The organism is Algoriphagus winogradskyi, assembly GCF_900182815.1.
GTDB classification, from domain to species: domain Bacteria; phylum Bacteroidota; class Bacteroidia; order Cytophagales; family Cyclobacteriaceae; genus Algoriphagus; species Algoriphagus winogradskyi.
On record NZ_FXUA01000013.1, the window covers coordinates 36,459 to 58,830 of the forward strand.

The window sequence follows — 22,372 nt, forward strand, 5'->3', positions numbered from 1 at the left end:
TATGAAGACCATAGATGAAGTACTGGTGCGAATGGATCAAATCGTAGCTGAATGTAAAAATGATCAATCACGGATTGGCTATTTTGCCATTCTCTACAGGCAGGTGACTCGTAGAATTCGTGACGGAATCCTAGCTAGAGAATTCGAAGACAATCCAAGAATGGAAAAGCTAGATGTTCTCTTTGCGGGCAGATTTATCAATGCATATAACACATGGAAAATCGCTCAAGCCCCTACTAATAGCTGGATGCTTGCATTTGAAGCAAGCAAAGACAGCAAGCACCTAGTTCTTCAGCATTTGTTTCTAGGCATCAACGCACATATTAATCTTGACCTGGGCATCTCAGCTGCAGACACCATGGGCTCAGAACCTATTGCAGGCATTCAAAATGATTTCAATAAAATCAATGCTGTCCTGGCAGAATTGGTAGATGGAGTCAAGTCCAATATTAGCATGGTTTCTCCGATTTTTGGCTGGCTGATCCCATTAGCAAAAGGCCGCGATGAAATGCTGCTGAATTTCTCTATCCAACTTGCCCGAGATGGAGCTTGGAAATACGCCGGTGAATATTATGGTTGCGAAGACCGAAATGCATCAATACTAGAGCGAGATAGAAACATTTCCAAGTTGGCAAACAAGCTAATCAACCCAGGTAAGTTTCTATCATTTATGGTGAAAATAGTTGGATTCGCTGAATGGAAATCAGTGAGTCGCACGATGGATCAGCTGGACGTAGTGGTCAAAAAAGCTCAAAAGGATTAGGAGAATTGAGTTTCAGATATCCTGATTAAACCCTTTTTCAAACTCCATAATTTCTGCGTCAGTCTGGGCTTTATTTTTCTTGTTAGTCTTTTCCTTGTTAAGATCCATAGCATAGAAGTGAGTGTCTTGGAAGTAGCCAACCCTTGCCTCGGATTCGCCTTTGGCAAAAGTCCATTTCTCTCCTTTGAACAATCTGACTTTGTCCTCATGTAGCTCTAAATACTCATCGTATGGTCCACGTGGAGAAATTAACTTCACGAAAATTGGTGCTGTTTCAATAGCAATAAAAAGCAACATGATAAAGGTGTTTGCTAAAGCCATTGCTGAACTTTCCTTGGTTAAAGCATCCAATGCTTCCATTCGAGCAGCCAACCCATCAAAGCCTTCGATTCCTGGCTGTTGCTTTTCAAATTCCAGTTGTCTCAAAGCAACAAATTCACGAATCTGCGCTTCCAGCGTGTCAACACGAACCTGATTCCTATTTCTAAGCTCATTCAATGTGACTTGAGCCGCATCTAGCTGCTCCTCCTTCTTCTTAGCATTTGTTCCCAATCCAACAATTCCACTTGTGCTAGTTGTCTTCTCCCCAAATCGCTCTGCATCATATTCATCCTGCAGCTGATTTCTGTATTGTTCGAAATCTAAAACTTCTGCCTTCAACGTGTCAATTTTAGCCTCTAACTCTTGAATCTCAGGGAAACCCTTTGCAAGATTTTGCTTTGATTCTGCTATAAACACAGTTCTCTTCTCATCGATTTTACGATCAATTTCCCGCTCAAACATTTTCAATTCCAGCGGCTTTGATATCACCAAGGCAAGTAAGACAGCTAATACTAATCGCGGAATCGCCAACTTCCACTCACCCCAAGCATTTTCTTTTTTCCGGATACTGGAAACGATAAATCGATCCAGATTGAATATCATCAACCCCCAAAGCAGGCCAAAAAAGATCGCAGGCCAAATTGATTGGAACACGGTAAACAAAGCATATCCTGCTGCCAATGCTGCAAGTATTCCCGTGAAGAAAACGGTAGCACCGATCCCGAGATATTTGTTTGACTCAGTTGGAGATCTTTTTAATAATGAGAAGTTTGCGCCGCTACAAAACCAGAAAAAACGAGTGATGCTATTCATATAAGGTAAATGGTTGACCTAAATACACAACGCTAAAACTTCACCAAAAAGGCAGAATTTGATTTTTCTAGATTGAATTGTGACGAATTCAAGGAAAAAGGCCTATTCTGATCAATCAAGGGGCAATTCAAGTGATAAAAATGTCATTTACAAAATCGAGGACATTCTTCATTTTTGTACGCAGTGTTCGAAAATGCTCGCCATATGATCGGTTTTGTTCAGGTTACTAAAATCAGAAAGCAATTTGAAAACACTTTGCATGGAATTTACTCAGTAGGTTGAGTATATTTAGGATATGAAGAAGTTACTCTCTGCACTCGTTTTACTATTTCTGGTACAATTCTCATTTGCGCAAGAACTCCCCTTTCAAGAGGAAGTAAATAAGCGCGCAAAAGAAATCGATGATGCCGGCTGGAAAAAAGGCAGCGTAGTTTTTACAGGCAGTTCGAGTGTAAGGATGTGGAAAAACCTTCAGGAGCAATTTCCTAATGTAGCTATCATCAATTCTGCTTTTGGTGGCTCTACGGCAGATCAGCTATTGATGCATTTGGACAGAACTGTACTTCGTTTTGAACCCTCAAAAGTATTCATCTATGAAGGTGACAACGACATCAATGCAGGCCAGGAGATATCAACTATAATGGGCAACCTAGATGAATTAGTTACGCAGATTCATACAAAATATCCAAATACCACGGTTAACCTGATCGCTGCAAAACCTAGCCCTTCGCGCTGGGATAAAAAAGTTTCCTACGTTGCATTAAATGATCTGATTAGGCAATATGCGACCACCCATGAAAACGTACATATAGTGAATGTATGGGACATCATGCTGGATGATACTGGCAAACCTAGAGCTGATATTTTCATAGAAGACAATCTTCATATGAATGAAAAAGGCTATGAGCTTTGGAAGGAGATTTTTACTCCTTTTTTGAAGTAAGGAAAGTCTGATTAGAACTGATACGAAAGTCCCAAAATCACTTGCTCTGACCTGAAATCATCCTTCCTTTTAATTACCTGATCCAAATTTAATTTTTGGTCATTCAGTACGCGTTCGTATCGCAAGTCTAATCCCACCGGTCCAAAATTTAGCCCCAAGCCAAACTGGTATCCAAAAAGCAAGTCTTTTTCAGAGGGAGTTTCAAAAAAATCATTGTAGTTGTCATTCAATAGGTAGTGGAAAGAAGGCCCGCCTACTACTGTGAATAGTTTAAATAGATGCATTCCTACCATCACTGGCGCATCCAATCGGTTGGCCTTGACTTCACCTAAGCCTGATTCAAACTGGGAATGTGTATAGAGCAATTCCGGTCGCAGGAAAATATCATAAGACGCCAATTTATAAAAAGCTCCAACTTGGTAACCCGCGGAACTACCTGGACTTTTCCAGATTGACCCAGCATCTTTGAAATACTTTCCTGAAGTGCTATAGCTCAAGCCTCCCTTAACCCCAAAACCCGAACCTTTGTGCTGCGCTTTTGCTTGTATACAAACCAGCGAACACATAACTAAAAAGAATAGTAGTAGCTTTTTCATGAGATTCAGGCTTAGTGAAATTTGGTAAAATGTAAGCTGTAAGACAAACCGAGTTTGATCTCAACTCGTATTTCAATGCATTGGAACCATAATAGTCCATAAACTCTCAAACAGAATCACGTAAATTGAGTTTAGATTAAAATGATTTCTATATCATCCAAAACAAAAAAAGAACCAAAAACATGTTTAGTTCAAATAAACTTACTACACCCATGCTATCTCTCATCCTAGCGCTGATGTTTGCCTGCGGTAACACTGCGGTGCAAAGTCAAGAATCAACTGCAGACACAGACAAACTTGCTAACTACAAAGGAAACACCGAGTTAGCCACATTTGCTGGCGGATGTTTCTGGTGTGTAGAAGCTCCATTTGAGGGAATAGACGGCGTAATTACGGTAATTTCGGGCTATGCCGGAGGCAAAGAAAAAAACCCTACATACGGTGAAGTATCCAGCGGAAAGACTTCTCACAGAGAGTCAGTTCAAATCACATTTGACCCAGAAGTAATCAGTTATTCTGAATTGGTAGATATATTCTGGCAGACTTTTGATCCGACAGATGTAGGAGGTTCCTTCTATGACAGAGGATCTCAATATGAATCAGCCATTTTCTTTCATGACTCTGAGCAAAAGAAAGTAGCCGAAGATTCCAAGAAGCTACTTGATAAATCCGGTAAATTCGACAAGCCTATTGCGACTCCTTTGATCAAGTATACCAACTTCTATCCTGCAGAAGAGTATCACCAAGATTATTATAAAAAAAGTCCTCAGGATTACTATTCGTATAGAAATGGATCTGGTCGTGATAAATTCATCAAGGAACATTGGCCGGAACTTAGTGAGAAAGAATATAAGGCTCCGCCAAAATCCGAGTTGAAAAAGACCTTGACTGATTTGCAGTATGAAGTAACTCAAGAAGATGCTACTGAAATGTCATTTCAGAATGAATACAACGGAAATCACGACAAAGGAATTTATGTTGACATTGTATCAGGTGCTCCGCTTTTCAGCTCCAAAGACAAATACGAATCAGGATCAGGCTGGCCAAGCTTCACCAAGCCTATTGATGCTAGAGCATTAGAAAAACCAACTGACGACGATCTGGGCATGCTCCGAGTAGAAGTCCGAAGTAAGTTTGGAGACAGTCATTTAGGTCATGTTTTCTATGACGGTCCAGAACCAACTAGCCTTAGGTATTGCATGAATTCAGCTGCGATGAAATTTATACCAAAGGAAGAAATGGAAGCTGAGGGTTATGGTGATTATCTCTGGCTAGTGGATTAACAACACAATTGAAAAGGCTGCTTATGTGCAGCCTTTTTTTATTTAAAAAAGGAAGTAAGTTGATTTTTTTACTAAGTTTTTCACTTAAAAATCATCCCGATATCTATCTTTAAGCCAAACTTATTCTTGTTATGAAAAAATTTGCTTGGATTGCTGGTATAGTTATAATCGGACTTTTAGCTGGTATTTTTTGGTATAAATTCTATTTCGTATTCGGTGAGGGGGTAAAAGCCGGAAGTTTAAATTACTTCGTAAAAAAAGGAGTAGTATTCAAGACCTATGAAGGCAGAGTAGTACAGGAAGGATTTCAGAGCCCTACAGCAGGCGGGCTACAGAGTAATGAGTTTCGGTTCAGTGTGGTAGATGGCGAGATCGCAGAGCAGCTAGAAAGAGCCTCAGGGAAGTTTGTAGAGCTTCGCTACAAAGAATATAATGGAATGCTCCCATGGAGAGGGACCAGCAACTTTGTAGTGACCGAAGTGCTCACAGTCAATAATGCGGGCAAAACTGACGGATCAGCTTTGCCCTTTGATCAATAATTAAGGACGAGTCCAGTAATCTACTACGGTTACTTTATCCAAATGAGGACCTAGAATAGCGCCGAAAGCCGCATGAGCTGGATGTGGCAAATATGCGTCTCTAGCTTCCTCAGAATAAAAAGTCAAGGTGAAAGCATGCGTCAGGCCTTGATTCAATTCTTCCGGACTAGAGTTAACGCCCCATTCAAAATCTTCGATTCCGTCAATTTCATTTTTAAGATTTCGGAAAGCATCTACTACTGTTTGAATATCCTCAGGAGTTGAAGTTTCTTTAAAACTGAAATAAACATTGTGTCGTAGGACGGAATCTGGTTTTGCTGGCATAACTACTTCTTGGATTTCTTTAATTTCTGTTTCGACTTGTTTCTCTCCTTTTTCTGCGCAGGAAAGCGCTAAGACTAAAGGAAGAAAATAGAGTATTTTTTTCATAGGTTATAGATTTTTGACCAATCTAAGGAGATTCACCAAAATATTCTAAACCTCAGACTCTTTGTAATCGCAACTCACCAATAATCGCAAGGCCCAGAATTTTTCATATATTTAACGAAATCTTAGTAGATCTACGAAATAAACACACATGAAACTTCAGCATTACCCCTTATTAGTATTCAGCTTGATGATCCTTTCCATCACATCTGGATGCAATTCCAATTCAAGAGACACTTCCACAAGTGAACCTGATACTTATGAATTGGTCAAAATTGATTCATTCCAAGTTGATAATTTCACCCGGGTAAATATTTTAGACTACAATCCAAGTGAGAAAAGATACTTGGGATATTCTATCAATGAAGATGACATAGTGGAGATCTCCGAAAGTGGTGAGATCCTAAACCGCGCTCATAGAAAAGGTGATGGTCCTTCAAATTATGGAAACTGGAATCCAATTGGTTTAGGATTTGGACCTGAAGGACAGCGAATAGTCGAATTGCCTTTCGAATTAATCAGCTATGATAAAAACTACGAGATTGTAAAAAGGCTTAGAATTCCTTCTCCTCTTCCAGTTCGGGCAAATACACCATTTGGAAGTCCCCCCTATTTCCAAAGTAATGACACCACCTTTCTTCTGGTAGGGCCTAGCAATTACTTCACTGCCACCTACTTGATTCACAATCAAGAGGGAAAAGACACGCTTCAGAATTTTTACCAATTGAATTTACAAACTGGAGCCATCAAAACGGTGGTTCCTTATGAAGGCAATTCAATCTATAATGCTACAGAAAACATTTACCCGGAATTGATGGGGAAATCATTTTTCATAGACCATAAAAACAATGAATTGGTGCTTGTGCAGAATCTTGACACCGAACTATTGGTTTATGATTTACCTGGCATGACTTTAAAAAAATCAATCCCAATTACTCATTCTGAATTTCTAACTTACCCACCAGTCCCTGTTGAAACTGCCTTTTCGGATGAAAGAGCAATTGCCTTGGGAAGACTTTCCGCAAGAAATCAGAAGCTTTTCAACATGGGAGATCACACTTACCTCCTCCAATATTTCACAGGAATATCCCAATCAGAATACGATAGTAGAACTACAGAAGAGGAGCCATACCTTGGTAGGTTTGATAACAATGAACAGCGAATAGTGATTTTCAAAAATGGCAAACAAGTCTCTAAGGAACTTTTAGGAATAAATGGCACTATAGTCCTTTCATTACCAGGCCAAAAATTACTAGTTCAAGAGCCAGAAAATTCGGAGATTGAAGAAGAGTTTACCCGCTTTTCTATTTATCAACTTCAATCCAACTGACCATGAGAGTGGCGTTTTTTAGCACCAAATCATACGACAAAGAAAGTTTCAATCATTATTTGCCCGATCATTCTCACGAATTCACCTATTTCGAACCAAAACTAGACAGCAATACCATAGCATTAGCTGAAGGTTTTGATGCCATATGCTCGTTTGTTAATGATCATTTAGATGAAAAAACTCTGATTAAACTAGATGAATTGGGCGTAAAGAACATAGTACTAAGATGCGCCGGATACAATCAGGTCAATTTAGAAAAAGCTGCTGAACTCGGATTCAAACTGTGTAGAGTGCCAGCGTATAGCCCAGAAGCTGTGGCCGAGCATGCACTTGCACTATTAATGACCCTGAGCCGTAAAACTCACAAAGCCTATAACCGCGTCAGAGAAAATAACTATTCCATCGAAGGTCTTACTGGGTTCAACATACACGGTAAAACTGTAGGAGTAATCGGTACAGGCGCTATTGGCAAAGCCTTTTGTGAAATCATGCTAGGAATAGGCTGTAAGCTGCTCGCACATGATATTTATGAAAATGAGGAGCTTAAAAAGCTTGGTGTTACTTACCTGACTTTAGACGAGCTATTTGCTCAAAGTGATATCATTTCACTTCATTGTCCTTTGACACCTGATACTTTTCATCTGATAAACTCTACCACGTTGAGCAAGATGAAAAACGGAGTTGTCATCATCAACACGAGCAGAGGAGCATTGATTGAAACCAAATCGGTCATCAAAGCATTAAAAAACCGTAAAGTGGGTAATTTAGGAATCGATGTATATGAACAGGAGGAAAACCTGTTTTTTCAGAATTTATCAGAAACCATCGTATTGGATGAGCAAATCGCACGGCTGATGACTTTCCCAAACGTGCTAATCACCGGGCACCAAGCTTTTCTTACACATGAAGCTTTGGCACAGATCGCGAAAACCACCCTTCAAAACCTAGATGAACTAGCAGCTGGAGGAGATCTGAGCAATGAAATCAAGTGGAAAAGTTAGTAATGTGCTGCGTTTGGAACTCAAGTTTCAATAAATCAGAAATCACAAATCAGTTCCAAAAATCACAAAAAAAAATGCCTGCAAATCAGAGATCTGCAGGCATCAAACTTTGTATTTCTTAATTGGGCAATGCCCGACAGGAATTACTTAGCTACTTTCACGTTCACAGCGTTAACGCCTTTTTTACCTTGAACTACGTCATAAGTAACGTGATCGTTCTCACGGATTTCGTGTACTAGACCTGAGTGGTGTACGAATACATCTTCACTGTTGTCTGCTGGTGTAATAAAACCAAAACCTTTGGTTGTGTTAAAGAATTTTACTGTTCCTTCATTCATGATTACTAACTTTTTAAATTGGTGTTTCTATTATTTTGTGCATTGTTCGGATATTCTCTTCTAGGAGGATTCTCTTTCCTTTGCGGGTTTTCTTTTTTCGGTGGTTCTGGTTCTGGCGGCGTGTCTGAGATGTTACCAAACTCATCCACGTACGCAATCATATCGTCCAGATCTCCGCTTTTCGGCTGATCTTTACGAGCAGCCATCTTTTCTTGCTTTTCTCTCTTTTTTCTTTTCTTAAGTTCTGCTTTTTGCTTTTTAATGAATGTGTTCTGGTTTTTTGACATATCGCGATTTTAATTGACAAATGTTATGGCCTTACCGGTTTTTCCGGCCCGACCTGTCCGTCCTATTCTGTGGATATAGCTATCCATAGTCATGGGAAGCTGAAAGTTGATTACATGGGACACATCTGCTACGTCTATACCTCTAGCAGCTACATCTGTTGCTACCAGTACACGAGTCATTCCAGTTTTGAACTCATCGATGGTTCTATTTCTGAAATTCTGAGATTTGTTTCCATGAATCAACCCAGATTTTATTCCGGACTGATTTAATTGCTTGCTTAACTTATCCGCGAGTCTTTTGGTTTCTGTGAATATTATCACCTTATCCAACTCATTTCCCTTGAATAAATCAGCAAGTATATCAAACTTATTCTTGCCTTCCGGCACACGAATAATTTCTTGATCTACATTTTCACTGGTTGTTCCACCAGTATTTACTTTAATCTCAACTGGATTATTAAGTAATCCATCGATGAGTGCTTTTTGGCTTGGCTCTAATGTCGCAGAGAAAAGCATAGTCTGACTTCTCTTAGTCATTAAATTAACCAGCTTTTTCACATCGTGAACAAAACCCATATCTAACATCCTATCAAACTCATCTAATACGAGTGTATTTACTCGATTAAGATGTAATAGTTTACGATTCGATAAATCTAACAGGCGACCGGGAGTACCCACGATCACATGTAGTTTTCTGCTCAGCGCTTTGAAGTCAGAATTGATATTCGTACCTCCGATAAATGTGTTCGAATACAAGTTCATTCCTTTACTTAGACTCTTAAACTCCTCTTCAATCTGTAAGGCCAACTCACGTGTTGGAGTCACTATCAGAGCAGTAAAATTCTGAGGATCTAGCTTAGCATGTTCAATAATTGGGATCAAAAAAGCCCCCGTTTTACCTGAACCTGTATTTGATATTCCAAGTATATCTCTTCTATCCATCAAAGCAGGAATTGCCTGCTCTTGAATATTGGTCATACTTTCATACCCCTTTGCCGCCAGATTTCTTAATAAGGAAGCGTTAAGCTCGACACTTGAAAAAGGTGTCTCTGATCGAAACCCTTGTTGTCCACTTGGCTGAGCCTTTTTGACAAACAGGTTAGGATCAAGTTTAGATTCCTTTTTCTTATTTTGACCTGGTCTACCTGTAGGACGAGAATTTCGTCTTTGGTTTGCCGGTGGTCTTGTATTACTATTTCTATTACTATTCATGTTATTAGGCTTTAATTGGCTCCATTTCAGGTTCATTACCCAAAACATAGAGCATTTTGAAATGGTCCAACACAGCCATTAAAAAATGTGGTTTAGAATAATAGGGCACGTTAAATTCCTCTGCGGTAGCCTTTACTATTGGTGCTATCTCCTTGTAATGCACGTGGCATATATCAGGAAATAGATGATGCTCAACTTGATAGTTCAATCCTCCAACAAACCAGAATAAGATCTTATTATTTGGAGCAAAATTACAGGTGGTAGCCAGTTGATGTAAAATTCTTTCGCCTTCTACTACCCCGTTGATGTCCGCCTTAGGGAAATCCACATCCTCTACAATATGTGCAATTTGGAACACCATTGTAATCACAAATCCTGTCACAAAATGCATCATGATAAATGCAAGAATGATCATTCCTGCCGAGAATGGCGAAAATATAATAGGTAATCCTATAACAACTGAGAAGTATGCAATCTTGAGGAATATCAACTTAACGATTCCCTTTTTATATGCCTTCTCTCCGCCTTTCACCAGGCCTCTATTGTAATATCGTGTAAATCTAATGAAGTCTTTAGCAGTCACCCATGAAAGGGTAGATAGCGAATAGAAGAACCATGCATAGAGATGTTGATATTTATGCAGCCCATTTTTCTCAGCATTAGGCGAAAACCTTAGAAAGAAAGGTGCATTGATATCGTCGTCATGCTCGTCTATGTTAGTAAAGCTATGATGAAGCACATTGTGTTGAAGATGCCAAACCATTGAGCTAGCTCCTACCATGTCCAGGGTGTAGCCGATCCAACTATTTATTTTTTTGTTTTTAGAATACGAGCCATGAATTGCATCATGCATCACCCCCATGCCAACACCAGCCATTCCAAAAGCAGATAACAAATAGCAAGCAAATAATTGAGGTGTAGTGGTGGCAACACCCGTGATTACAAGAAAAATAGGAACGACATACAGAGAAAGAAGAATGATGGATTTAATAACCATCTCCATATTCCCGTATTTCGATTTGTTAGTGGACGTAAAATGTCCATAAACTCTTTTCCTTAGTGTTTGGGAGAATTCAGATAATTCTGATTCTGAGAACCTTACTGTCTTAATGGCACTGAAATTAAATTGTAAATACTATTGTTTCCCTGTGGGATTTACTCTGCAAGTTTTAATTCGAAAAATGAAATCAATCATTTTGGAATTAAAAAAGTAGAAAGATGAAGAATTAAAACCTTGCGAGGGGAAACTCCTGAATTTGCTACTTAAGCAGGTTGATAATCAACGCATACTTTATTTCAAGTAAAAAGGATATCCGTGGACAGCGCCTTTATGCGTACAAAGGTGAGTAGAAGATTTCGCATATCCTAATAACACACAAATCAACACTCAATACTTTGACTTAAATTAACACTTATGTCGTTAAAAATCCAAAAATTTAATGCCAAATCTACTATTTTACCCATCTGAACCATGAATGATCAAATTCAGCCTCGATAGAGAATATACTTAAATTTATTTCCACCTCCAGTTCACTATGCCATTTATGTGAACCATTTGCACCTTATTATATGTCTGTCTGGGAGTTAGCACTTGATTACCAAGCGCTGCTTTATTCATTACTAGCAATTGAAAATCTAAGTTTGAAATAGATTTAGGAGCATATTTAACCCCCACATTAAGTTGCCGATAGGATGGCATATTGTATTTATTTTCAGCGGGTGCAGACAGAGGAGGCAGCCAATGAAATCCAAAATGAACAAATGGCCTTATTGTAGTATTGGGCAAAGTATATTCTACAAATGCCGTAAGGGCATCCAGTGAACTAAAACCCTCATTTCTTTCTCTGGGAATAAAAGTGTACCAAGCATCTTTACCCCACTCTCTCGGACTAAGCCAAATTCCTTTACCTCCGGTCTTAGTATAATTCAAATTTAAATTCCAAGCAGATTTTTTTAAGCCAAATCGAGTGGACAACGCCCAGTTTCTGTCATTTGGACTTTTATATTGAAAAATCGGATCTGAATTCCCTCCATCACCTAAACCCGACTGGAACCCAGCCTGCACCCCCCAAAGCCAAGTGATCCCAGTTTTTTCATGCTTCCATCTCTTTTCGCCTTGTAGCCAGGTAGTGTTTGAAATATTTTGGACTATGGTGTGGGAAGCATTCAAGCTAAATGATTCCCATTCCTTAGCTACTTCAGCAATCCCAATCCAATCACTTGATGTATTTTCTGCATAAAGCGATGCTTGTCCATTTGCATTTCTACCCACCGGAAAAACTCCAATACTTTCGCCGACAGAAAGCCACTCACTTGTTCCACGTACACTCATCTTACTTATTCCCCAAGCAGAAAGCTTCCATTTATTTTCTGTCGAAAACCAAACATTCGCACCTTCAATCCCCGTAGGAGAAAGTCTGCCGTCTTGCCCATTTATCCAATCCGCTTCGATTGCCATCCTGCCTAAAGTTATTCCCAAATAAGCACTTGAGTAGCCAAAAGACAGCTTCTCTAGTTTACCGAAAAATCGATCATTTGGATTTAACAAATCAAATAAGCCAACTTCATATCGATTCGATCCGCCACTGACTGGATCAGAAGCTGTAAGGTCGCTGCTCCATAGATTTGCAAAGACCCTGTAGCCGATCAGAAACTCCCAGTGATTAGAGTATTCAAGTTTTGTTCCAAGACTCAAACTTGAACCTAGCGCATAATCATCCTTAAACTCCCCCGAATTTGAAGTATTCATCCAGAACAATCTAAAATGAACATCAGGATTCACAACTAGCTTTCTCTCAGGCTGCTGAGCTAGAATTAGAAATGGGACAAAGAAGAGAAACCCAAATAGGAATTTTCTCATTGTTTCGCTTCAACTTTTATTGCTTGAAATGGACCAAACTTGTGTTGTTCTTCTGAGAATTCATCAGCATATGGACCAAAAGGATGATCTATAGGTTTCTTGGAAATGTCAGGCCAATCATTCGGAAAATCCCTCTTTGGTCTATCTAAGCTATTTACATAGGCTGCAACATCCCACGCTTCCTCATCTGTAAGCATTGGGTTTTCATAGGTTGCGCCAAAAGGCATATTTGCTTTTACGTAGCCTGCAAATCTTGACATACGAAACAACCCTGCGCCTTGATTATAACTATGCTCTCCCCAAAGAGGCGGGTAAATATAACCGCTACTATCAGGCTTAATCACACCCTGACCATCAGTCATATGACAGGTCACGCATTGTCTCTCGTAAATAGTTTTTCCTTTAACAGGATCAGCGGCTCTATCAAGAAAAGGTAATTCATAGATACCTGCTCCCTTTGGCTTTTCTCCTTTAGGGACATCTTTACCAAGCCAATCCATGTACGCTACGATAGCTATCATTTCTTTACTATCATTGGGTAAAGCTTCCCCATTCAAGCTTCGCTGAAAACACCCATTGATTCTCAACTGGATGTCCTCAGATTTCCCTGACCTGCCTCTCACTTTTGGATACGTGCTTTTGGCAGCTGAATAATTATTTCCCAATGGCACAGTGCCGGCCTGCAAATGGCAATTCTGGCAGTTTAATCCATTTGAAATCTTTCGAACCTTGCCATTTGGCCCTAGATATTCAGCCGTATTGGCAATCAATTCCCTTCCATACTTAATAACTTCAGCATTGGGCGCTGAATCTACTGTGCCCCAATCAGGAGCCACCCACATCCCAACCGGATCCATTAAGGCCGTAGGCTTGTGTTCTGCTAAAGCTGGTAAAGCCTCGGAAACTTGCATCTGAGTGGGTTGTAAACCAACATGATCAAAATACAAAAGTCCTGCAACTAGCCCAACGAGTAGCACTACAGTCACTAATAGGCCTGCGATTAGGGGGAAGAGTTTTATTAAAGGTCTGGATGTCTGATTCATAGTTAAGTGATCAAGCTACAAAAATGCAGGTATTGATCCACGAAGCATGTGACGAAGATCACCTTGGCCGTCAAAAAAACAATAATTCCATCTCAAAATCAGGACTCCTATTTGGCTTCAGCCAAAAATACCTGCTTATCCCCCACAGTCCCGAGTACCATATAATGATTCAGGTATTTATACAAATGGATATCCAACTCGTCTCCCAACACACATTCCGCTAGGTAGTTGATCAAAAATGGAAGCGTTTGACACCCATTTTCCCTGAGGATATTTTCAACCCATTGCACATAGCTAGTGTTATTCACGTGATTGTTCAGGTCAAGATCAGAGTGCCTTACCTTTAACTTCTCAGATTTAAGTAATTCTCCTTTTAATCTGATTTTTTCAGGCTGCCAAGCTGGCTTCTCTTTAGGGTCAAAAAGCTCCGCAGGCAATGCATTTTCTGGTCTAAAAATCCGTTTTGTTACCACATTCATCAAAACCCAGGAACTCATCGCCCAGGCAAGGACTAGTCCTTCAGGATTGGTGATCAAAAATTCACGAAAAGCAAAAAGTTTATCAACTCCCCTTCCTGCAGTATAAACCTTAATAGAATCCCCCCAAGAGGGTAAATTTTCACATTTTATCTCTATTCTGGACAGAATCCAAGACAGATTCTGCTCCTGCAAATTCCTTCCAAAATCAGCTGAATCCGCATGCCGCCATGCTATTTCCTGAAACAAATTGGATAATGCAGTCAAGCTCAGCTTCCCATCTGGATCAACCTGATACGAACGGACTTCAAAATCTTTTTGAAACTGAAAGAGAGGGTTTAAACTCATTTAGTTTGACTTGGGGAGGGTTTTACAGGAATAAGGAAAACAGCTTTTCTGATACTTGAAAGTACGGTAATCCCCAATCCTGCCACAGCAATTAATGCAAAAGAAACTTTCAAATTAAATAATTCAGCGATAAAACCAATCATCGGTGGCCCTAGCAAAAATCCAAAAAATGAAATTGTGGACACCAAAGCCAATGCGACGCTAGGAGTATACAATTTAGATCTTCCAGCGATACTATAGGATAACGGAATAATGGATGCTACACCCAGCCCAACCAGTAGAAAGCCGGCAGTAGCCATAATGACTGTTGGGAAAATCACAGCTAAACTTAGACCTATGAATATTAAAACCCCACTTACTTGGATTACTTCAACCTTGGTATATCTAGCAGCGACCTTATCTGTAATAAACCTACCAGCCGCCATGGTGCCCATAAATGCGACGTAACCAAGTGCGATCAACGATGGATCAGATTGAATGACTTTTTTGAAGTAAACACCAGACCAATCGAACATACAACCCTCAGCCATCATTCCTAGAAAAGCAATCAAGCTGATTCTCATCAATAGCGCATCTGGTTTTTTTAAAACCAATCCTCCACCACCCTCGGAGACTTTTCTATCTTTAATGATATAGCGCTGGGCAGAAAGGATGATGGTAATAGAAATAACCATCACTACTCCATAATGCTGTGCGGGCGACAAGCCTAAAAATATCATCAAAGCTCCTAAACCCGCTCCTGAGAACCCTGCCAAGCTCCATAAACCATGAAAGGATGCCAGAATACTTTTACCCATCTCATCTTCTAACCCTAAAGCCTGAGTATTCAACGAGATATTCATCACATTCCCAAGCATGCCATACAAAATAAGGACTGGAATTAGCAACCAAGTGGTCGGCGCCAAACCTATCAAAGGCAAAGTAAAAGCATACGCAAAAGCCCCAAACATAACCACAGCCCGACTTCCAAACTGATGAACGGCCCAACCAGCAATAGGTAATCCAATAACCGAACCCAGCGGTAAAAACAACAATAAGGTACCTAACTGTCCTTCTGAGAGATCAAACTTGGCTTGAATATCTGGAATCCTCGCTGCCCAAGAGGCAAAACAAAGACCTACGAAAAAGAAAAATGCCCCTAGGGCAACTCGTCTTTTGGAAAGTGTGTTCATCTAAATAGCTAGGTTTAAGAGGCTCACAAAAGTACAGAACATTCTACCAAAAACATGGTCAATTCAGAACATTGCCACTACAAACTAGTTATCAAAGCCGAACTCACCTAATCAGAAATCTCATGGAATTGGTCATAGCAGGAGCCGTAATCGTTACCGCCATTTTTATTGTGCGTTTTATTATCAAAAAAGTTTTTGACTAAAAAAACCACTTCCTTTCCAGAAAGTGGTCTTCAAATCGCTTTTTTTTGATTGTGCAGTTGCTAGTTAGGGAGCTTATGGGAAAATTTACCATATACCCAAGTGCCCGCAATGGCGGAAAGTAAAGTCACCAAAACCACTGTAAAACCAGATCCAATCTGTGCGAAAAGCGGACCTGGACAAGCTCCAGTAATTGCCCAGCCTAATCCGAAAATAAATCCTCCGTAAATCTGCCCCTTGCGGAATTCTTTAGTTGGAATATTGATTTCCTCTCCGGAAATAGATTTGATTTTCAGGCGCTTAATCAACTGAATGGAAATAATCCCGGTGACTATCGCCGAGCCTATCACTCCATACATGTGAAATGAATCCAATCGAAACATTTCCTGTATTCTAAACCAAGAGATGATCTCGGCCTTCACAAACACGATTCCGAACATCACTCCTAGAATCAAATATTTCAACAGTGCTAAACCTCTTTCTCCAGTCTCTTGTGAATTTGGTGCATCACAAGCCACTTCCTTTATATTTTTCTCTGCTAGTAACATGTCTTTTTTGATTAAAATCCTGCCAATTTCATTAATGGTCCAATGAACACCTGAGTCATCAGAAATCCTCCAGCCATAAAGAAAATGGTGGCGACCAGCGATGGCCATTGAAGTGAACTAATACCCATAATTGCATGGCCGGATGTACACCCACCTGCGTACCGGGTACCAAACCCTACTAAAAACCCTCCTAACACGAAGAATATCAATCCTTTTGCAGTAAATATATTTTCCCAAGTGAAAATATCAGAGGGCATTAAGCCAGAGAAATCAGTAATTCCTAGCGCAGTCAAATCTGCTTTTGTCTGAGTTGCAATTACAATTTCTTCGGGATTTGAAAAGAAAGTAGTGGCCACAAAGCCGCCTATCATGACGCCTAGGACAAAGACCAAATTCCATGTCTCTTTTTTCCAATTGTATTGAAAGAATGGAATCTTGGCAGGTACACAGATAGCACACACATGCCGTAGTGAGGAAGATATCCCAAAGCTTTTATTTCCCAAAATGAGAAGCGCAGGTACGGTAAGGCCTATCAGCGGTCCAGCCACATACCATGGCCAAGGCTGAGAAACCCAGTCTATAAATTGATTCATTAGAATATTAATTGGGTGATATAATTCCAAGCTGCTAGTCAGCTTGAAAAATCCACCTAGTGATCTATGTCTCACAGATCACTAGGTCGATACTTTTGACTATTTAATCGTGACTCTTTCTATTTACCGGTTACAGCAAAGTAGTTGGACATACATATTCAGTCACATCAATCTTTTCAGAATCTTTGATAGCCTTAAATCCACCATCAACATCAATTAGGTTGTCATAGCCTCTTGCTCTTAAGATGGAATTGAAAACCATAGATCGATATCCTCCTGCACAATGCACGTAGTACGTTTTATCTTTATTGATTTTCAGCATACTATCATTGATATAATCAAGAGGAGCATTTTCCGCATTTACAACATGCTCTGAAAGGAACTCGCTATTCTTTCTCACATCTAAAATATTGATTTCAGCATTTTCTGCCTGTCTTTTCGCAAGTTCTTCAGCACTTATTGACTCTATTCGATCGATTTCATGACCTGATTTTTTCCAAGCTTCAATTCCACCATTCAAATATCCGATCGCATAATCATATCCCACACGAGCCAATCTTGTAATCACCTCTTCTTCTCTTCCTTCATCAGCAACTACCAATATTTCTTGTTTCAAATCTGGTATCATCGCTCCTACCCAAACGGCAAAGCTTCCGTCAATTCCAATATTTACTGAATTAGGGACAAATCCCTTGGCAAATACCTGAGGAGCTCTAGTATCTAGTATTAATGCTCCAGTCTCATTTGCAGCAGCTTCAAATTCTGAAGGGGTCAAAGGTCTCACACCTCTTTCTAAAACTGCATCAATGCTGTCATAACCCTCAATATTCATCATTACGTTTTGCGGGAAGTAAGCAGGAGGAGGTGTTAGCCCAGTTATCAATTCTTTGATAAAGTCCTCTTTGCTCATATCCTGAAGCGCATAATTGGTTTTCTTCTGGTTACCTAAGGTATCTGAGGTTTCCTTACTCATATTTTTACCACAAGCAGAGCCTGCCCCATGCGCTGGATAGACGATTAGGTCATCTGGAAGTGGCATTATTTTATTTCGAAGAGAATCATACATATGCCCTGCAAGAATTTCCTGAGTCAAATCTGCCACAACTTTCTGGGCTAAATCTGGTCTTCCCACATCACCTATAAATAAGGTATCGCCAGTGAAGATCGCTTCTGCTTTCCCTTCTTCATTGAATAGTAAGTAGCAAGAACTTTCCATTGTATGACCAGGAGTGTGAAGTACTTTTATCTTAGCTTTCCCGACTTTGAATTCTTGCCCATCTTCAGCGACAATCGCATCAAAGCCCATTTTCATAGTAGTAGGACCGTATACGATTGACGCTCCTGTTTTGGCAGAAAGATCCTGATGTCCAGAGACGAAATCTGCGTGAAAGTGAGTTTCAAACACATATTTTATCTTAGCATTTCTGCGATCTGCTTTCTCAATGTATGGCTGAACTTCTCTTAATGGGTCAATTACCGCTGCTTCTCCATCTGACTCAATGTAATATGCACCTTGAGCAAGGCATCCTGTATATATTTGTTCGATTTTCATATGATTATTTTTTTTTATTTCTAATGGATACCCAAAAGTAGGGATTTGATTAGTCGCCCTAAATGACTTTTGTCACAGATGGTCTAGGCTGTCTCTTGAATATTCGTTTTGATGGTATTTACCAATTGATGGGCTGGAACTACACCAGATTCTCTCCATAGGATTTTTCCTTTTTGGAAAAGTATCAAAGTCGGCACACCACGCACTTGAAATTTACTTGCTGCTAACTGATTCTTATCGACATCCACTTTCAAGATTTTCACCTTATCGCCGAGTTGTTTGGCTGTATCCTCCAAAATCGGCTGCATCATTTTACAGGGACCGCACCAAGTAGCAAAGAGATCTACCAATACGGCTTGGTCACCATCGATAAGTTCTTGGAATGTTTTGGCTTTCGTAGACATGATTTCTGATTTTTTTATCACAACAAAAGTAGGAGCAAAATCAGTTCAACACCGTAATTAATATCACATAGCGGTTAATATCAACATGCCTCAAGTTTTAAAATACCTAAAATCGCCCTATTTGGCATTTATTTTTTTTATTTTCGCCAGTCAAATTCCACTTATTAAATGCTCAATTACAAGCAAATCAATAATCTGACCGGTTGGGTCGTTTTTGCGGTAGCTACTTTGGTTTACGTTCTTACTGTCGAACAAACAGCTAGCTTCTGGGATCCAGGAGAATTCATAGCCGTAGCATACAAGTTACAAGTACCTCACCCTCCAGGAGCTCCATTCTTCCTTTTGGTATACCGAATGTTCAGTTTCTTTGCATTCGGAGATCCTTTGCAAGTGGCTTATTGGATGAATATCGGTAGTGCGCTATTCTCAGGTTTCTCTATTTTATTCCTTTTTTGGTCGATCACTTTATTTGGAAAGAAGCTTTTCAAAGTTATAGAAGGGCAAGAAAGCAAAGGCGAAACAATCACCTTGATGGGTGCTGGGATCGTCGGCGCATTGGTTTACACCTTCTCAGATAGTTTCTGGTATTCGGCTGTAGAGTCAGAAGTTTACGCGATGTCTTCCTTCTTTACAGCGATCGTGATTTGGGCATTCTTGAAGTGGGATGTGATCAAAGACCCGCGCGAAGAAAACAAATGGATGATTTTCATCGCCTATTTGGTCGGACTTTCTATTGGTGTTCACTTGCTGAACTTGGTGACTCTGCCTGCTTTGGCCCTGATTTACTATTTCAAAAAATACGAGAATCCTACGCTGAAAGGTGGTCTTCTTGCTATGTTTTTGGGGGGAGTTGCACTGATTATCATCAACAATCTGATTATACCAGGACTTCCTAGCTTAGCTGGATCCATGGAGATTTTCTTTGTGAATAGCATTGGCTTGCCATTTGGGTCAGGAATCGTAGTCTTTATGCTTCTGTTTTTCACAGCAGTATTCTTCGCCTATAAGTATTCTCGTAAAAAGGGAAATGCAATTCTAAATACAGCTCTTTTATCCTTCATCTTCATCTTGATCGGCTATGCGAGTTATGCCTTGATCGTGGTACGAGCAAACCAAGATCCGGTTATCAATGAAAATGCGCCAAAGGATATAGTCAGCTACGTCTCATACCTAAAGCGTGAGCAATACGGGTACAGGCCTTTGCTTCATGGCCAGTATTTCACTGCGCAATTGGTGGCTCAAGAAGAAGGCGCACCAGTTTATATGAAGGGAAAAGATAAGTATGAGATCGTAGATTATTCTTTGGTAAACACTTACGACCCTACAAAAACAACAATTCTTCCTAGAATCTATTCAACACAAGAAAATCATAAAAGGCTTTACCGACAGAAACTTGGCCTGAGAGAAGGGCAAGACCCAACTTTTGGTGACAATATCTATTTCATGTTCTCGCATCAGCTAGGCAAAATGTACTGGCGCTATTTTATGTGGAATTTCTCCGGCAAAGAGTCAGATTTCAGCGATGCACCTTGGGTAGGAATTACGGATGCATTCAAAGATTATCCTGATTACATCACGGAAAACAAAGGACACAATAACTACCTCATGCTTCCGCTGTTGCTGGGAATTATAGGATTATTCTTCCAAGCTAAAGCAGATCCAAAGTCTTTCTATGTGAATCTAATGCTGTTCCTAATGATGGGCGTGGTACTGGTTCTTTACCTGAATTCCCCTCCAGTAGAACCTAGAGAGCGGGACTACATCTATGTGGGTAGCTTCTATGCTTTTGCCATATGGGTTGGGCTCGGAGTAATGGCCATCGCACACATGATCGGTCGGGCCACGAAGAATATGGCAACTGCCGGAATAATTGCGACGCTACTTACTTTGCCGGTAGCCGGCTTGATGGGCGCTCAAAACTGGAATGATCACAACAGAAAAGGAAGATATTTCTCGGTGGATTCTGCTAGAAACTTCTTGGCCTCATGTGCTCCAAACGCAATTCTATTCACAGGTGGAGATAACGATACTTTCCCACTTTGGTATGTACAAGAAGTGGAAGGTTTCCGTACAGATGTCCGAGTGATCGTATTAAGTTATTTCGATACAGATTGGTATGTGGAGCAAATGACTCGACCAGTGAATGAGTCAGAGGCTTTACCGTTCAGTTTGGATCCAAACCGCTACCAAAAAGGCACAAATGATGTGCTTTACGTAATGGAGAGAGAAGGAATGAATGCGATTTCTGCCAAGGAATATTTGAAGCTATTGAACTCAGGTTCTGATCTTTTAAAAATGGAAACTGGCGGTAAATCTGTTGCCAACATGGTTCCTTCAAGAAATCTGATCTTGGAAGTAGACAGCTCTGCTGTTGCTTCCAAGGACATAATCCCTGAAGAATTTGCTTCGCTTTTTGCTCCGCAAATGAATCTTCAAGTCACTGGAAACTATGTAACGAAAGGCACCTTGATGCTAATTGATTTGATTGTATCCAACAATTGGGATAGACCTATTTATTTCAATAATACATCACTCGCAACCATAGGGATCAACATAGAAGATCACGTCGTGATGGAAGGCTTGACTTATCGCTTGCTTCCTGTGAGAAAACCTGAATATGTCCGTGAAGAGTTGGTCAATGCTGATTTGGCCTATGAAAACTACATGACCAAGTTTGCTTTCAGAGGCATGAACAATCCTGATGCCTATTTGGATGAGGAATACAGGAGATTTGCTTCCAATCACCGAAGTGCATTGAATAGCATCGCGATTGCTTTGCTAGACGAAGGTGATATGGAAAAAGCGGCTACTCTTCTAAACTACGGATTGGAAGTAATGCCTAATGAAGCGATTCCTTACGACCTATCTAGTGGACAGTCTGTCCCTCTTTTCTTTGAGGTAGGGGAAGATGAAAAGGCGCTGGATATCATTAATGAGGTATCGAAGAAGTCATTAGACATGATCGAGTTCTACACAGAGGAAAATAGAGAGTATGACCGAGAGATGATGATTTCTATAGAGATGATACGCTATTTTATACCACTTTTGGAAGAAAGAGGCTATCAGGAAAAAGCTCAGGAGTTAAAATTAAGAATGGAGCAATTCCTTGGTCCGCAGCAAAGTGGCGGAAGTGCGTTGGATAGAAGATAAATAGAATTTCATACTAAAAAGAAAAGAGTCTCGGATATCCGGGACTCTTTTTTTTATTCCTGGTAAAATCACTTTTTAGATTTAATGGTCAAAAATAGTTGGTAAAAGCTGTGTAAACTATTGATTTACTGTCTTTTGTGACAACCTTATTGAAAGTGGTTTCAATAAGGTTG

22 protein-coding genes are annotated in these 22,372 nt (G+C 40.1%); 7 read left to right on the top strand and 15 right to left on the bottom strand.

What is annotated here, in order from left to right; all coding sequences use genetic code 11:
• Position 1 precedes the first annotated feature (1 nt).
• Positions 2–763, top strand: coding sequence for a DUF5995 family protein (locus tag QOL76_RS21010; RefSeq protein WP_283414930.1), 762 nt, complete (start codon positions 2–4; stop codon positions 761–763).
• Between the two features lie 12 nt (positions 764–775).
• On the opposite strand, the gene QOL76_RS21015 is transcribed toward QOL76_RS21010, so the two are convergent.
• Positions 776–1,897: a DUF4407 domain-containing protein gene (locus QOL76_RS21015; RefSeq protein WP_283414931.1), complete on the bottom strand. Its 1,122-nt coding sequence runs from the start codon at positions 1,895–1,897 to the stop codon at positions 776–778.
• Positions 1,898–2,192: 295 nt separating this feature from the next.
• Between QOL76_RS21015 and QOL76_RS21020 the strand changes: the two genes are divergently transcribed.
• Positions 2,193–2,840: a GDSL-type esterase/lipase family protein gene (locus QOL76_RS21020; RefSeq protein WP_283414932.1), complete on the top strand. Its 648-nt coding sequence runs from the start codon at positions 2,193–2,195 to the stop codon at positions 2,838–2,840.
• A gap of 11 nt (positions 2,841–2,851) precedes the next feature.
• Here the strand turns inward: QOL76_RS21020 and QOL76_RS21025 are convergent, their stop codons facing one another.
• Positions 2,852–3,436 carry an outer membrane beta-barrel protein gene (locus tag QOL76_RS21025; RefSeq protein WP_283414933.1) on the bottom strand — a complete coding sequence of 195 codons (585 nt, stop codon included), beginning with the start codon at positions 3,434–3,436 and terminating at the stop codon, positions 2,852–2,854.
• A gap of 212 nt (positions 3,437–3,648) precedes the next feature.
• Between QOL76_RS21025 and msrA the strand changes: the two genes are divergently transcribed.
• Positions 3,649–4,719 (top strand): peptide-methionine (S)-S-oxide reductase MsrA, encoded by a 1,071-nt coding sequence (msrA, locus tag QOL76_RS21030; protein WP_283414934.1) that lies wholly within the window; start codon positions 3,649–3,651, stop codon positions 4,717–4,719.
• Between the two features lie 131 nt (positions 4,720–4,850).
• The gene (locus tag QOL76_RS21035; RefSeq protein ID WP_283414935.1) at positions 4,851–5,258 is read left to right on the top strand and encodes a hypothetical protein; all 408 of its coding nucleotides are present in this window, start codon (positions 4,851–4,853) and stop codon (positions 5,256–5,258) included.
• Here QOL76_RS21035 and QOL76_RS21040 read toward each other — a convergent pair whose 3' ends face one another.
• The gene (locus tag QOL76_RS21040) at positions 5,259–5,687 is read right to left on the bottom strand and encodes a Dabb family protein (protein WP_283414936.1); all 429 of its coding nucleotides are present in this window, start codon (positions 5,685–5,687) and stop codon (positions 5,259–5,261) included.
• A gap of 148 nt (positions 5,688–5,835) precedes the next feature.
• Here QOL76_RS21040 and QOL76_RS21045 point away from each other — a divergent pair, with 148 nt between their 5' ends.
• Both QOL76_RS21045 and QOL76_RS21050 read left to right on the top strand, forming a co-directional pair.
• Complete coding sequence (locus QOL76_RS21045; RefSeq protein ID WP_283414937.1) at positions 5,836–7,014, top strand: hypothetical protein; 1,179 nt, start codon at positions 5,836–5,838, stop codon at positions 7,012–7,014.
• A gap of 2 nt (positions 7,015–7,016) precedes the next feature.
• Positions 7,017–8,015 carry a 2-hydroxyacid dehydrogenase gene (locus tag QOL76_RS21050; RefSeq protein ID WP_283414938.1) on the top strand — a complete coding sequence of 333 codons (999 nt, stop codon included), beginning with the start codon at positions 7,017–7,019 and terminating at the stop codon, positions 8,013–8,015.
• 143 nt (positions 8,016–8,158) lie between these two features.
• On the opposite strand, the gene QOL76_RS21055 is transcribed toward QOL76_RS21050, so the two are convergent.
• From QOL76_RS21055 to trxA, 12 genes are all read right to left on the bottom strand, one after another.
• The gene (locus tag QOL76_RS21055; protein ID WP_086501652.1) at positions 8,159–8,353 is read right to left on the bottom strand and encodes a cold-shock protein; all 195 of its coding nucleotides are present in this window, start codon (positions 8,351–8,353) and stop codon (positions 8,159–8,161) included.
• Between the two features lie 5 nt (positions 8,354–8,358).
• On the bottom strand, positions 8,359–8,640 hold the full coding sequence (locus tag QOL76_RS21060) for a cold-shock protein (RefSeq protein ID WP_283414939.1): 282 nt from the start codon (positions 8,638–8,640) through the stop codon (positions 8,359–8,361).
• 9 nt (positions 8,641–8,649) lie between these two features.
• A complete protein-coding gene (locus tag QOL76_RS21065; protein ID WP_283414940.1) occupies positions 8,650–9,852 on the bottom strand; it encodes a DEAD/DEAH box helicase in 1,203 nt (400 codons plus the stop codon).
• A gap of 4 nt (positions 9,853–9,856) precedes the next feature.
• Positions 9,857–10,855 (bottom strand): fatty acid desaturase family protein, encoded by a 999-nt coding sequence (locus tag QOL76_RS21070; RefSeq protein ID WP_283414941.1) that lies wholly within the window; start codon positions 10,853–10,855, stop codon positions 9,857–9,859.
• A gap of 510 nt (positions 10,856–11,365) precedes the next feature.
• Positions 11,366–12,712, bottom strand: a complete 1,347-nt coding sequence (locus QOL76_RS21075) for a hypothetical protein (RefSeq protein WP_283414942.1) — start codon at positions 12,710–12,712, stop codon at positions 11,366–11,368.
• Positions 12,709–13,755: a c-type cytochrome gene (locus QOL76_RS21080; protein ID WP_283414943.1), complete on the bottom strand. Its 1,047-nt coding sequence runs from the start codon at positions 13,753–13,755 to the stop codon at positions 12,709–12,711. The genes QOL76_RS21075 and QOL76_RS21080 overlap by 4 nt, the downstream gene beginning before the upstream one ends.
• Positions 13,756–13,862: 107 nt before the next feature.
• Positions 13,863–14,579, bottom strand: a complete 717-nt coding sequence (locus QOL76_RS21085; RefSeq protein ID WP_283414944.1) for an acyl-[acyl-carrier-protein] thioesterase — start codon at positions 14,577–14,579, stop codon at positions 13,863–13,865.
• Entirely contained in the window at positions 14,576–15,751 is a 1,176-nt protein-coding gene (locus tag QOL76_RS21090) for an MFS transporter (protein ID WP_283414945.1), read from the bottom strand. Before QOL76_RS21090 ends, QOL76_RS21085 begins: the two co-directional genes overlap by 4 nt.
• Positions 15,752–16,014: 263 nt before the next feature.
• Positions 16,015–16,500, bottom strand: a complete 486-nt coding sequence (locus tag QOL76_RS21095) for a DUF6691 family protein (RefSeq protein ID WP_283414946.1) — start codon at positions 16,498–16,500, stop codon at positions 16,015–16,017.
• An 11-nt stretch (positions 16,501–16,511) separates the two neighbouring features.
• Positions 16,512–17,093, bottom strand: coding sequence for a YeeE/YedE family protein (locus QOL76_RS21100; RefSeq protein ID WP_283414947.1), 582 nt, complete (start codon positions 17,091–17,093; stop codon positions 16,512–16,514).
• A gap of 130 nt (positions 17,094–17,223) precedes the next feature.
• A complete protein-coding gene (locus QOL76_RS21105; protein ID WP_283414948.1) occupies positions 17,224–18,645 on the bottom strand; it encodes an MBL fold metallo-hydrolase in 1,422 nt (473 codons plus the stop codon).
• Positions 18,646–18,728: 83 nt separating this feature from the next.
• Positions 18,729–19,049 (bottom strand): thioredoxin, encoded by a 321-nt coding sequence (trxA, locus tag QOL76_RS21110; RefSeq protein WP_283414949.1) that lies wholly within the window; start codon positions 19,047–19,049, stop codon positions 18,729–18,731.
• A gap of 168 nt (positions 19,050–19,217) precedes the next feature.
• On the opposite strand from trxA, the gene QOL76_RS21115 reads away from it, so the two are divergent.
• Positions 19,218–22,199 (top strand): glycosyltransferase family 117 protein, encoded by a 2,982-nt coding sequence (locus QOL76_RS21115; protein WP_283414950.1) that lies wholly within the window; start codon positions 19,218–19,220, stop codon positions 22,197–22,199.
• The last annotated feature ends 173 nt before the right edge of the window (positions 22,200–22,372 follow it).

Coding starts and splice junctions, on each gene's coding strand:
- msrA (WP_283414934.1), top strand. CDS start 3,649: ATGCTATCTCTCATCCTAGCGCTGATGTTTGCCTGCGGTAACACTGCG.
- QOL76_RS21080 (WP_283414943.1), bottom strand. CDS start 13,755: ATGAATCAGACATCCAGACCTTTAATAAAACTCTTCCCCCTAATCGCA.
- QOL76_RS21085 (WP_283414944.1), bottom strand. CDS start 14,579: ATGAGTTTAAACCCTCTCTTTCAGTTTCAAAAAGATTTTGAAGTCCGT.
- QOL76_RS21105 (WP_283414948.1), bottom strand. CDS start 18,645: ATGAAAATCGAACAAATATATACAGGATGCCTTGCTCAAGGTGCATAT.
- QOL76_RS21095 (WP_283414946.1), bottom strand. CDS start 16,500: ATGTTACTAGCAGAGAAAAATATAAAGGAAGTGGCTTGTGATGCACCA.
- QOL76_RS21025 (WP_283414933.1), bottom strand. CDS start 3,436: ATGAAAAAGCTACTACTATTCTTTTTAGTTATGTGTTCGCTGGTTTGT.
- QOL76_RS21040 (WP_283414936.1), bottom strand. CDS start 5,687: ATGAAAAAAATACTCTATTTTCTTCCTTTAGTCTTAGCGCTTTCCTGC.
- QOL76_RS21020 (WP_283414932.1), top strand. CDS start 2,193: ATGAAGAAGTTACTCTCTGCACTCGTTTTACTATTTCTGGTACAATTC.
- QOL76_RS21090 (WP_283414945.1), bottom strand. CDS start 15,751: ATGAACACACTTTCCAAAAGACGAGTTGCCCTAGGGGCATTTTTCTTT.
- QOL76_RS21070 (WP_283414941.1), bottom strand. CDS start 10,855: ATGGAGATGGTTATTAAATCCATCATTCTTCTTTCTCTGTATGTCGTT.
- QOL76_RS21115 (WP_283414950.1), top strand. CDS start 19,218: ATGCTCAATTACAAGCAAATCAATAATCTGACCGGTTGGGTCGTTTTT.
- QOL76_RS21045 (WP_283414937.1), top strand. CDS start 5,836: ATGAAACTTCAGCATTACCCCTTATTAGTATTCAGCTTGATGATCCTT.
- QOL76_RS21075 (WP_283414942.1), bottom strand. CDS start 12,712: ATGAGAAAATTCCTATTTGGGTTTCTCTTCTTTGTCCCATTTCTAATT.
- QOL76_RS21055 (WP_086501652.1), bottom strand. CDS start 8,353: ATGAATGAAGGAACAGTAAAATTCTTTAACACAACCAAAGGTTTTGGT.
- QOL76_RS21035 (WP_283414935.1), top strand. CDS start 4,851: ATGAAAAAATTTGCTTGGATTGCTGGTATAGTTATAATCGGACTTTTA.
- QOL76_RS21065 (WP_283414940.1), bottom strand. CDS start 9,852: ATGAATAGTAATAGAAATAGTAATACAAGACCACCGGCAAACCAAAGA.
- QOL76_RS21010 (WP_283414930.1), top strand. CDS start 2: ATGAAGACCATAGATGAAGTACTGGTGCGAATGGATCAAATCGTAGCT.
- QOL76_RS21100 (WP_283414947.1), bottom strand. CDS start 17,093: ATGAATCAATTTATAGACTGGGTTTCTCAGCCTTGGCCATGGTATGTG.
- QOL76_RS21060 (WP_283414939.1), bottom strand. CDS start 8,640: ATGTCAAAAAACCAGAACACATTCATTAAAAAGCAAAAAGCAGAACTT.
- trxA (WP_283414949.1), bottom strand. CDS start 19,049: ATGTCTACGAAAGCCAAAACATTCCAAGAACTTATCGATGGTGACCAA.
- QOL76_RS21050 (WP_283414938.1), top strand. CDS start 7,017: ATGAGAGTGGCGTTTTTTAGCACCAAATCATACGACAAAGAAAGTTTC.
- QOL76_RS21015 (WP_283414931.1), bottom strand. CDS start 1,897: ATGAATAGCATCACTCGTTTTTTCTGGTTTTGTAGCGGCGCAAACTTC.